Raw genomic sequence first — 12,115 nt, forward strand, 5'->3', positions numbered from 1 at the left:
AAATTTCCTTCCTTGTAATATTTAATTAATAATATTTATACGCTTTTAATCTTTCTGAAACAACATGGGCAAGTCCCAAAAAATAATTTGTTTCAGAGTCATATACTCTATAGAACCCATTTTTTAAATTAGGGGTAACTAAAGTATTTCCATTTAAAAATAATGTTTTATTTTTTTCTCCTGTAATAGAAAAATTAGGATAATCAAAATATGATTCTATATCATATAGAAAAGAAAAATCATTATTTTCTTTTAATTGTTGAATTTTTTCCAAAGAAAAACTATTTTCAACAGTTTCTTTTCCAACTTTTGTTCTAACTAAAGAAGTCATAGTTGCAAAAGTTTTTAAATCTTCTCCTATATCATAAATAAGAGAACGAATATAAGTTCCCTTGGAAACAACACATTTAATTTTTACTTTTTTTCCATCGAATTCTAATAGTTCTAAAGAAAATATAGAAATGTCTCTAGCTTTTCTTTCAATAGTCTCTCCTTTACGAGCAAGCTCATAAAGTTTTTTCCCATTTACTTTAATAGCAGAATACATTGGAGGAACTTGTTTTATATCTCCAATATAATTTTTTAAAACATTTTCTAATTGTTCTTGTGTAATAGAAAAATCATCAACCCTATTCAAGATTTTTCCTTCAGTATCATAGGTATCAGTTTTATATCCTAAATCAAATTCAGCTATATATTCTTTTTCTTTCTTTTCAATATCTTGTACTAGTTTAGTAGCTTTTCCAACGCATACAATAAGAACCCCTGTAGCAAGTGGATCTAAAGTTCCAGTATGTCCTATCTTTCTAATAGATAATATTTTACGAAGTTTTCTGATAACATCAAAGGATGTAATTCCTTGAGGTTTGTTAATATTTATAATTCCATTCAAAAAAAATCAACTCCATTTTTCAAGTTACAGATGATTATACCATAAAATCAAGCATAATAAAATAAAAATAGAGAATTTATTCTCTATTTTTAAGTTAATGTGTAGTTTATTTTATTAATGTTTTATTTTTGGGGGATGATATCTGTTAGCAGGATTCCATAAAAGATATTGATTAATTCCCAAATCTTTTAAAGCATCAACTTGCAACTGAACTTCCTTATGTCCGTAAGGAATGTATCCTTTAACCCATTTTGCAGTAAAATCTTGAATCCAAGGTCTTATATAAGCAGGATTATTAATATTGTTGTTTCTATTAATTGAGTCTAATGTACAATGATAAATTATTTTATAAGGATTAGCATCAGGAATCTGAACTCCATAAGAATATCTAGCATAATGGCTAGGGTACATCATAGGAGAAAGATAATCAGTGTATCCACTCATTCCTTCCCAGTATTGTCCAAGTCCCATATCATCTTTAAATGTACCTATTTGTCCGTAAATGTCAGCACTTAAATAAATTCCAATTTTAGAAAGCTCAGTTTTAGAATATTTAAGATATCGTTGTATAGTAACAGGTTTTCCTTCATTTTTTTTGTTAGGATAAATGACTTTTTTATCAAGTCTTCCTCCATTAGATGCAGGGAATCTAACATAATCAAATTGAATTTCATTAAATCCAACTTTAGCAGCTTCTTTTGCTACAGCTACATTATATTTCCACATATTTTCGTCATAAGGAGAGATCCAAACTATTTTATCACTATTAGTGTAAGGAGTATTATCTTTACGTTTTCTAATAACTTTTTCAGGATGTGCCTTTCCATAAGAAGGATCTTTAAAAGAAACTATTCTAGCTATAGTATAAATATTATTATCCTTTAGTTTTTTCATAACTTTAGTGATATCTTTAACATAATAACGATCTAAAGCGTAAGGATTATATTCTAGAAGAGATTCATTCATTTTCCATGATAAATGTCCAAAATCATTTTTAACATCAATAACAAAAGCATTTATTTCAGTTTCATTTGCTAATTTTATTAGAGAATCTAACTTTCTCGTAGATGCAAAAGAGTTAAAACTAACATAAATTCCTTTTACATCAATTTTTTTATTAGATTTATAAATTTCTTTTTCAGGAAAATCTTTATATTCTATATTTTTCCAGTTTTCAGGAAGAAGACTTGTATAATTAGGAGTTAAGTATTTAGTTTTAACCCATCCAATTTTAGTTTTTAAATTATGGTTATACTTAACTTTTGTCCATAATTCGGTAGTCACAGTTTTTTTTATAATTTCCTTATTATCTTTTATAATTTTTTTAGTATTAATAATTTCAACTTTTTTATCTCCTAAGACTTCTAATCTAGTTTTAGATGAAATTTTTCCAATTGATTTTTTATCATTTAGAGAATTCACTAAATTAATATTAGAACCAGTGGTATATAGATAGTATTTTTTTCCAAATATAGATGTAGAAAATAAAACTAATAAAGACAAAACAAACAAAAATTTAAAATTTTTTTTCAAAGTAACCCTCCGTAAAATAAAATGATATTCTTAGATTATATCATAAATAAATATTTTTAATAGAGATTTTATGATAAAATATAAAGTAGAAACTCATAAAAATAATAAAAAGGAGAAAAGATGTTAAAAAAGATAGTTATTATTATGACGCTAATTTTAAGTGCTACTTGTTTTTCAAAAAATACAAGTAATTCAAAAAAATTAATAGTAAAAAAATTAGATAATGGTATGACTTATTATTTTTATAAAAATAGTAAGCCTAAAAATAGAGCTTCAGTTAATGTGATTGTAAATGCAGGTTCTTTGCAAGAAGAAGAAAATCAATTGGGGTTAGCTCATTTTTTAGAGCATATGTGTTTTAATGGCACTGAAAATTATAAAAAAAATAGTATAATTAAATATTTTGAATCTATAGGTCTTAGTTTTGGAGGAGATTTAAATGCGCATACTAGTTTTAACGAAACTGTTTATAAATTGAAATTACCTACAAACAACAAAAAAAAGTTTGAAAAAGGAATAGAAATATTATTTGAAATGACTTTCAAGGCTACCTTAACCCAAGAAGACATAGATTTAGAGAAACAAGTAATAATAGAAGAATGGAGACTAGGTCAGGGAATTTCAGAAAGATTATATAAAAATGTGTATGAAAAAGCAATATTTGAAAATTCAATGTATAAAAAAAGAAGAGTTATAGGAGATATGGATATTATAAAGAATGCGAAAAAAGAAAATTTAGAAGCTTTCTATAAAAAATGGTATCGCCCTGAAAATATGGCTATAGTTGTTGTGGGAGATTTAAATGAAGAATATGTGGAAAAAACAATAACTAAATATTTTGGAAAGGCAGAAAAAAAAGAAAAAATTATTCCTAGAAAATATTCTTTAAAAGAATTAGAAGATAATTTTATAATTTTTAGAGATGAAGAAATTAAAGTTCCTGAGTTCCAGATGATATCTAGAAAGGATAGAAATTTAATATATAATGAAAAATATTTTAAGGATTCTATAGGAAAGATATTATTGAAAAATATTTTAAAAAATAAATATATTATGGAAATTAATTTAGGAAATGAAAGCTTATTAAGTGGAGGTCTTTCTTGGAATAATTATATAAAAGATACTACACAATCAGTTTATGGGACACTAGTACAGGGGAAAGAAAAGAAGGGAATAAAAACAGTGTACGAAAATTTAAAATATTTAGGAGAAAAAGAAATTTCTAAAGAAGAATTAGATTTAGAAAAAAAAGAAATTCTAAATACTTTAGAAATGATAGTTAAAAACAAAGATTCAATTCATAATAAACAAATTATAAAAGATATAAATGGAATTTTTATAAAAAATGATTTGTTCTTATCTCCAGAAGAAACATTAGAAATTTATTTAAAATATGTAAATGAAATAAATCCTTTATATATAAAAAAATTAGCAAAAGATATTTATATTGATAAAGCTGCTTATATTTTATATTTACCTAAAAATGAGAATAAAGTTTTTGAAAATAAAGATGATTTTAAAAATTTTATAGGAAAGTTGAGAAAGGAAAAAATAGAAAAAAGTAATTTAGAAATAAAAGAAATAAAATTAAATATTATGAATTTAAAAGAGGGTAAAATTAATTCGATTGTAAAAAAAAATGGATATGAAGAATTAAAATTATCTAATGGTATAGATACTTTTTATAAGAAAACAGATTTTAAAAAAGATGAAATAATTATTTCATTGATTAAGGAAGAAGGAAATTCAAATGAGAGTGATATAAATTATTTAAATAGTTTGATGGCTAGCTCAATGATAAATGGTTCAGGTGCTGGAAATGTATTAGCAAAAGATTTAAATATGTATATGAAGGGTAAAAAATTTAAAGTTATTCCTTTTATAGATGAATATATTCAAGGAGTAAAAATAATTTCAACCAAAAAAGATTTAGAAGAGTCATTAAATTATTTTTTAAATATAGTATTAAACCCTAAGATAGATAATCAGATATATAATATAAATATGAAAGGATTAAAAGAATTAATTCAGAATAGAAAAAATTCTTCAAAAGATGTTTTTAAAGATAAAATTATAGAAATTTTATATAATAATAATTTTAGAAAAAGAGCATTAACTATTAAAGATTTAGAGAAAATAGAAAAAAACAAAATGCTTGAAGTTTATAAAAATAAATTTAGTAATTTTAATAATTATAAATTAATTATAGTTGGATCTTTAGAGGAAGAAAAATTGCAAAATATTTTAAAAAAATATTTTGCATCACTTCCAGTTGATAGTTCTATAAATAAAGAATATAAAAAAAACAATCTAATTTATCCAGTAGGGAAAATTGAAGATGAAGTTATAAAAGGAAGAGATAAAAAAATAAAAGTAAACATTTTTTATCCTATTAAAGTCAAATATAATCAAGAGAATAAATATTTAGTAAATACTTTATCTAAAATATTAAAAATAAATTTAATAGAAGAGATTCGTGAAAAAATGGGTGGAATTTACGGGGTATCAGTTAGAAGTGAATTGGATAAATATGAGCCAGGGTTATTAGAAATTAAATTTTCAACAGATCCTAAAAAGCAAGAAAAAGTAACAAATGCTATATTAGAAGAAATAAAAAAAATCAATGAAGGAAAAATTAATATAGAAACTTTAAAGAGTGTTAAAGAAAATTATAAGAATATTTATGAAGATAATCAAAATGAAAATTATTATTGGGTTAATTTTTTAACAAATAAACTAATAGAAAAAGAGGATTATAAAAAAATAACTCCTGAAAAATATAATGAAATAGTTGAAAAAAATAAATTATCAAAATTTGCAGAAGAATTTATAGATGCAAATAATTATATAAAAGTTATTTTAAAACCAAAACAAGTAAAGAAATAAACGGAGGTAAAAAAATGGAAATTAAAAATGAAAAGGGACATTTAAAAAGTATAATGGATTTTAATAATGGGTTTGTAGAAAATAAAGATTATGAAAAATTTAAAACTACAAAATATCCAGATAAAGAAATAGTAGTATTATCATGTATGGATACAAGACTTACAGAATTATTACCAAAAGCAATGAATTTAAAAAATGGAGATGCTAAATTTATAAAAAATGCAGGAGGAGTTGTAGTTCATCCTTTTGGCAGTGTAATGAGAAGCATTTTAGTTTGTGTTTATGAATTTGAAGTAAAGGAAGTTTATGTAGTAGCTCACTTACACTGTGGAATGAGTAATATAAATACAGAAGCATTAGTTGATAAAATGATAAATAGAGGAATAGGGGAAGATACTATGAGTTTACTTTCTAACGCAGGAATAAAAGTAAAAGAATGGTTAACAGGGTTTGAATCAGTTGAAAGTTCTTTAGAGGAAACAGTATCAGAAGTTAAAAATCATCCTTTAATGCCAAAAGATGTTGCTGTTCATGGGCTTATAATGGATCCTGAAACTGGAAAACTTGACTTAAGAATTAATGGATGGGATGAATTAGGAAGATAATTTTTGATTGGAGTAGAGATGTTTGAATTTTTTATAGCAAAAAAGCATATATTTCAAAAGAAAAAGCAAAGTTTAATAGGGATTCTAGGAGTGACAATAGGGATAACTGTATTGATAGTTTCTTTAGGAATATCAAATGGCTTAGATAAAAATATGATTAACAGTATATTGTCTTTAGGTAGCCATATCAGCGTTGTTGATACAAGAGTCAGAAAGTCTTATAACACTTTAGAAAAAGAGATTAAGAGGATAAATGAAATAAAAGGTATTGTTCCAAAAATATCTTCTCAAGGATTATTGAAATATAAAAATGAATATGGAGATTATGTTTCTGGAGTTAAAATAGATGGGTTTGATATTGAAAAAGCTGATAAAGCTATGGATTTAAACAAAAGAATAGTAGAAGGGAAGATTGATTTAAACAAAAAAAATGGAATTTATATTGGAAAAGAATTATATAAAGATATGATGGCTAATATAGGGGATAAGTTAACATTAGTTTCTTCAGAAAATCAAGAAATCCCGTTAATTATAACTGGAGTTTTTGAGAGTGGCTATTATGAGTATGACATGAATATGGTAATAATCCCCTTAAAAACTGCTCAATATATGCTTTATTTAGATGATGAAGTTTCTAGTTTGGAAATAAATTTAAAGAATCCTTACCATGCTAAAAAAGTATCTAATATTTTATTTGAAAAATATAATTTATTTAATAGAACTTGGGGAGATCAAAATAGAAACTTGTTATCAGCTTTATCACTTGAAAAAACAGTTATGGTGGTTGTTTTTTCTTTGATTATTTTAATAGCAGCCTTTGTTATTTGGGTAATTATGAATATGCTAGTAAGAGAAAAAATAAAAGATATAGGAATAATGAGAGCTATGGGAATTTCTAATAAAAGTGTTATGAAAATATTTTTATTAGAAGGAATGATGATAGGATTGACAGGTATTATTATTGGTATTTTCATGTCTTTAGGAATACTTTGGATTTTGGAAAATTATACTCTTAGTGGGATAACTTCAATATATTATATAAGTAAAGTTCCTGTGGAAATTTCATATAAAGAAATTTCAGTAATAATTTTATTAAATTTAATAGTAGTTTTTATATCAAGTGTATTTCCAGCTTATAAAGCAGGAAAGCTAGAAACAATGGAGGCTTTAAGGCATGAGTAATATTTTAGAATTAAAAAATATAAATAAAACATATAAAGGGAAAACTGAAAATTTACATATTTTAAAAGATTTAAATTTAGAAGTTGAAGAAGGAGATTTCATATCAATTTTAGGTAAATCTGGATCAGGAAAATCAACATTATTAGGAATAATAGGACTGTTAGATAATTTTGATAGTGGAGAAATATATATAAATAATAACAAAATTGACAAATTTGAGTCTAACAATATAGATAGGTTAAAAAATAAAGATTTGGGATTTGTTTTTCAATTTCATTATTTACTTCCAGAATTTACAGCTTTAGAAAATGTTATGATTCCATGTCTAGTTCAAAATTTTTCAGATAAAAAAAACATAGAAAATAAAGCTAAAGATCTTTTAAAAAAAGTAGGATTAGAAGAAAGATATAATCATAAGCCAAGCGAATTATCTGGAGGAGAAAAACAAAGAGTAGCTATAGCTAGAGCTCTTGTAAATAATCCTAAAATTATTTTGGCGGATGAGCCTACAGGAAACTTAGATGAGGAAACTAGTGAGGATATTCACAATTTATTAAAAAAAATAAATAAAGAAAATAATCAAACAATAATAGTAGTTACCCATTCTAAAGAGCTTGCAAATATTACAAATAAGCAATACTTTGTAAAACAGGGGAAATTAATTTTAGAAAAATAAAAAATAAAAAAAAGGAAATATTAAGTTTATGTAGAATAATATTATAACAACAGAGGGTGATGACACCCGGAGGAGTGATGATGTATGAAAATTTCTATAGTAGGAAGACACTTGTTAATAACTGATGCGATTAATGATTATGCTGAAAAAAGAGTAGTAAAATTGGAAAAATATTTTAATCGTATAGGAGATGTTGTAGTAACTTTATCAGCAGTTAAATTAAAAACAGGACCATCACATACAGCTGAGATGATTGCCAATGTTAATGGAAACATATTAAAATCTGTTTCAACAGAAAAAGATTTATATGTGGCTATAGATAAAGCGGCATCAATTTTAGAGGGACAGGTTAGAAAATATAAATCTAAGTTGAGAGATGATAATGTGACTTCATCTGCCAGAACATTTAAATTTAATATGGAATCAAATGAGGTATCAACTAATTGGACTAAAAAAATAGTTAAGGTTGAAATAGAAGCTAAACCTATGAACTTAGAGGAAGCAATACTTCAAATGGAGACAATGGGTAAAGATTTCTATGTTTTCTTTAATGGAGATACAGAAGAAATGAATGTAGTTTATAAGAAAAGAAATGGAAACTATGCTCATATAGAACCTAGAATAGAGAAATAAAAATCAAAGTTTAAATAAAAATAGTGCAATTAAGTTGCACTATTTTTTATTTTTTGCTTTTCAGAACTCTACCATACCAATAAATTTTCCATTTGAAAATAAATGTAAAAAATTATAATCTAAAGGATTTGATTTAATTTCAATTTCTTTCCCCTCTAAATTTTTTAGAAATTCATCTTTATACAATAAATTTTTAAATCTAATAGCAGATGAATAAATTTTTCTAGTGGAAGATTGTAAGAAAACATCTAGTATTCTGAAATGAAATTGTTTTTCTAATAACTTAGGTTCAATAATATAATTGTATTTTGTTGAATCTAAATATATATAAGAATTTAAAAAAGTGATTAATTCATCAGAAGTGATGTTTTTATTTTTTAATTTAAATTCTTTATATAAATCTTCTTTTAAAAAATTTAAAAATCTTAACAATTCATCATTATGATAATTATAAGAATATTCAGAAACCTTTATTGTAGTTACATCAAATATTGATTTTGCAACATTTCTAGGAATAGAATTTTTAGTATCTATTAAAATTTCTTTAGGCATTTTCAGTTTACCATTTAAAGAGGAAACTTTTAAAATACTTTGCCTTATAAATCCAAGTAATGAATAAATATTTGAAGTTTCAAAAGCAATAGAAAAATTTATTACTTCAAGATTAGAGGCATCAAACATAATAATTAAATTTGGAACTTTTTTAATTTTAGCATCTAAATTTACTAGAATATATGTTGGAATCTCTATAACAACATATATTTCATTTTCTTTTTTTATTTTTTTCAAATGAAAATCAGATGATTTTTTGAAAAAATGATCTATGTTATTGACTATTCTATAGAATGTTGGATAACTTATATTATATTTTTTATTTTTAAAAAAAGAAGTGTATTTGTTGTATAATTTAGAAATATTTCCATCATCACTGTTTTTACATAGTTTTTTTATTAAATTAATTTCTTCTTTATCTACAGATTTAAAAGAATTTTTATCTTCTCTTCTTTTTTTGTCTAAGCCTATTATTCCATTTTCTTTATAGGCTTTAGTCCATCTTTTTAAAGTGGCGTAGGATATTCCAGATTCAAGTTCTATTTCTCTAAGCTTTTTTTCTTTTCTTAAAAAAGGCTCAATTATCTTAAATCTTTTTATTTGAATATCATTTTTTTCATCCATGCCGAAAAACCTCCTTTTCTTTGAAAATATTTGTTAATTTTATATTACTATATAAGACGTATAAAATCAAATTAAAAGTGAGATAAAATAAAAAAAGCTCAAAAAAAATGAAAAAAAACTTGACAATTTTAAAATAAAAAGTTATCATTTTCTTACATAAACAAAAAAAACAATACATAAAGTGAAACGAAAAACAAAATATTAAAGGGGGAATGTGAAAGTGAAAGTTTTTGCAGAAGTACAAAAAATAGGTAAAGCTTTAATGACACCAGTTGCTATTTTACCAGCAGCAGGATTATTTTTAGCATTTGGTAACAAATTAGGTATTCCATTAATGGAGCAAGCTGGGGGAGTAATATTCGCTAACTTACCATTATTATTTGCAGTAGGTGTTGCAATTGGTCTTGTTGGAGGAGACGGAGTTGCAGCTTTAGCATCAGTAGTAGCAATATTAGTAATGAACATGACAATGGGAATTGTTTCAGGGGCACAAGCGGGAATAGATGCAGGTAATCCAGCTTATGCAATGGTAATGGGAATTCCTACATTACAAACAGGAGTATTTGGTGGATTAATCGCAGGTATTATCGCAGCAGTTTGTTATAAAAAATTCTATAAAACTGAGTTACCACCATTTTTAGGGTTCTTCGCAGGAAAAAGATTAGTTCCAATAGTAACAGCAGTTGTTGCTTTCTTAATTGGTCTTGCAATGCCAGCAGTTTGGAGACCAGTTCAAATAGGTCTTGCTAAACTTAGTTATTTAGCAAACGGAACTAATACAAACATATCAACTTTTATATTCGGAGTAATAGAAAGATCTTTAATTCCTTTTGGATTACATCATATCTTCTATGCACCTTTCTGGTTCCAATTTGGAGATTATACAAATCATGCAGGTCAAGTAATAAATGGAGACCAAGCAATTTGGTTTGCAATGCTTAAAGATGGAGTAACAAACTTCTCATCAGCTTCTTATCAAGGTGCAGGTAAATTTATGACTGGTAAGTTCCCATTCATGATGTTTGGACTTCCAGCAGCAGCATTAGCTATGTATCATGAAGCAAAATCTGATAAGAAAAAAGTTGCAGCAGGTATTTTATTCTCAGCAGCTTTAACAGCTTTCTTAACTGGAATAACAGAGCCAATTGAATTCGCTTTCTTATTTGTTGCACCAGTATTATACGGATTCCACTGTATATTTGCAGGATTATCATTTATGCTAATGAATATGTTAAAAGTTAGAATAGGAATGACATTCTCAGGAGGATTAATTGACTATGTAGTATTTGGTGTATTACCAGGAACTTCAGGATTCCAAACTCGTTGGTACCTTGTAATAGTAGTAGGATTAATCTTAGCAGTAATTTACTACTTTGGATTTAGATTTGCAATAAGAAAATGGAATCTAATGACTCCAGGAAGAGAAGAAACAACTGAAGAAGCTTCTTTGGTAGAAGGAAATGAATTAGCAGTATCTGTATTAGAAGCTTTAGGTGGAAAAGAAAACTTAGTTTCTTTAGATGCTTGTATAACAAGATTAAGAGTTGAAGTTAAAGACACATCTTCAGTAAAAGATTCTGAGCTTAAAAAATTAGGAGCATCAGGAGTTTTAAAAGTAGGATCAAATGGAGTTCAAGCAATATTTGGAGCAAAAGCTCAATTTATTTGTAATGACTTAAAAGAAATGACAGGAATGTAAAATAAATTTTTCACAAAATAAACACAACACACAACACGCAATAAAAAAGCTCACATTTAATGTGAGCTTTTTTAATTATTAATAGACATAATGATTGAATAGATGTCTCCTTTATAATAATTTATAGAATATTGTATAGGCGTTTCTTTAGAAAAAGTTAATCTAGTATTTTTTAGAACAGCTTCATTTAAAGATATTTTTAAGTATTTGCTAAGTTCTTCGTCTGAAAGAATAGCTTTAATTTCTTGAGTTGCTTTAGAAGGTTTATAACCTTTTTTACTTAGTTCTTTATAAATAGAATGAGTAGATAAATCAATATTAAATAAATTTTCACATAATTTTAAAGGAATATATGATTTTTCTAAATTGATTATTTGATTATTAGCTAGTCTAATTCTTTCAGTAAACATGACCTTATCTGTTTTAGAAATTTTTAATTTTTCACATAAAAACTTATCAGGATTTATAATTTTTTTTAAAATAACTTTACTAGAAGGTATCATATTTTTATTTTTTATTATTTCAGTAAATCCTAAGAGTCCAGGAAAAAATTCAACTTTAGAACTGTTAATAAAAGTTCCTTGTCCTCTTTTTCTAGTTAAAAATCCATCTTCAATTAAAAGGTTAATGGCTTTATTCACAGTAACTCGACTAATTTTAAATTTTTCTTTTAAATCCCTTTCTGATGGAATTTTATCTCCTTCTTTATATAATCCTTGTTCAATTTCTTTTCTTATTAAATTAGCTAATTGATAATACAAAGGGAGTGGATTGTTATGGTCTATCAAAATTATACCTCCTGCATTAGTGGTATATACCACTTTTTAATTTAG

General features: G+C 25.2%; 10 protein-coding genes. 6 read left to right on the top strand and 4 right to left on the bottom strand.

The annotated features are described in order from the left end of the window. Positions 1–25: 25 nt before the first annotated feature. Together truB and Q7K47_06105 are read right to left on the bottom strand one after the other, a co-directional pair. Positions 26–892, bottom strand: a complete 867-nt coding sequence (gene truB, locus Q7K47_06100) for a tRNA pseudouridine(55) synthase TruB (GenBank protein MDP0506792.1) — start codon at positions 890–892, stop codon at positions 26–28. Positions 893–1,006: 114 nt separating this feature from the next. Next, a complete protein-coding gene (locus Q7K47_06105) occupies positions 1,007–2,425 on the bottom strand; it encodes a putative glycoside hydrolase (protein MDP0506793.1) in 1,419 nt (472 codons plus the stop codon). A gap of 120 nt (positions 2,426–2,545) precedes the next feature. Between Q7K47_06105 and Q7K47_06110 the strand changes: the two genes are divergently transcribed. From Q7K47_06110 to raiA, 5 genes are all read left to right on the top strand, one after another. Then, entirely contained in the window at positions 2,546–5,311 is a 2,766-nt protein-coding gene (locus tag Q7K47_06110; protein MDP0506794.1) for an insulinase family protein, read from the top strand. Positions 5,312–5,325: 14 nt separating this feature from the next. After that, complete coding sequence (locus tag Q7K47_06115; GenBank protein MDP0506795.1) at positions 5,326–5,916, top strand: carbonic anhydrase; 591 nt, start codon at positions 5,326–5,328, stop codon at positions 5,914–5,916. Between the two features lie 18 nt (positions 5,917–5,934). Next, complete coding sequence (locus Q7K47_06120) at positions 5,935–7,098, top strand: ABC transporter permease (protein ID MDP0506796.1); 1,164 nt, start codon at positions 5,935–5,937, stop codon at positions 7,096–7,098. Then, on the top strand, positions 7,091–7,774 hold the full coding sequence (locus Q7K47_06125; protein MDP0506797.1) for an ABC transporter ATP-binding protein: 684 nt from the start codon (positions 7,091–7,093) through the stop codon (positions 7,772–7,774). The genes Q7K47_06120 and Q7K47_06125 overlap by 8 nt, the downstream gene beginning before the upstream one ends. A gap of 84 nt (positions 7,775–7,858) precedes the next feature. Beyond that, positions 7,859–8,407, top strand: coding sequence for a ribosome-associated translation inhibitor RaiA (raiA, locus tag Q7K47_06130; GenBank protein MDP0506798.1), 549 nt, complete (start codon positions 7,859–7,861; stop codon positions 8,405–8,407). A gap of 60 nt (positions 8,408–8,467) precedes the next feature. On the opposite strand, the gene Q7K47_06135 is transcribed toward raiA, so the two are convergent. Further along, entirely contained in the window at positions 8,468–9,583 is a 1,116-nt protein-coding gene (locus Q7K47_06135) for a helix-turn-helix domain-containing protein (protein MDP0506799.1), read from the bottom strand. A gap of 220 nt (positions 9,584–9,803) precedes the next feature. Here Q7K47_06135 and ptsG point away from each other — a divergent pair, with 220 nt between their 5' ends. After that, positions 9,804–11,282: a glucose-specific PTS transporter subunit IIBC gene (gene ptsG / locus Q7K47_06140; protein ID MDP0506800.1), complete on the top strand. Its 1,479-nt coding sequence runs from the start codon at positions 9,804–9,806 to the stop codon at positions 11,280–11,282. Positions 11,283–11,353: 71 nt separating this feature from the next. On the opposite strand, the gene Q7K47_06145 is transcribed toward ptsG, so the two are convergent. Then, a complete protein-coding gene (locus Q7K47_06145) occupies positions 11,354–12,070 on the bottom strand; it encodes a GntR family transcriptional regulator (GenBank protein ID MDP0506801.1) in 717 nt (238 codons plus the stop codon). Between the last annotated feature and the right edge of the window lie 45 nt (positions 12,071–12,115).

This window comes from Fusobacterium sp. JB019 (assembly GCA_030673965.1).
Lineage (GTDB): Bacteria > Fusobacteriota > Fusobacteriia > Fusobacteriales > Fusobacteriaceae > Fusobacterium_B.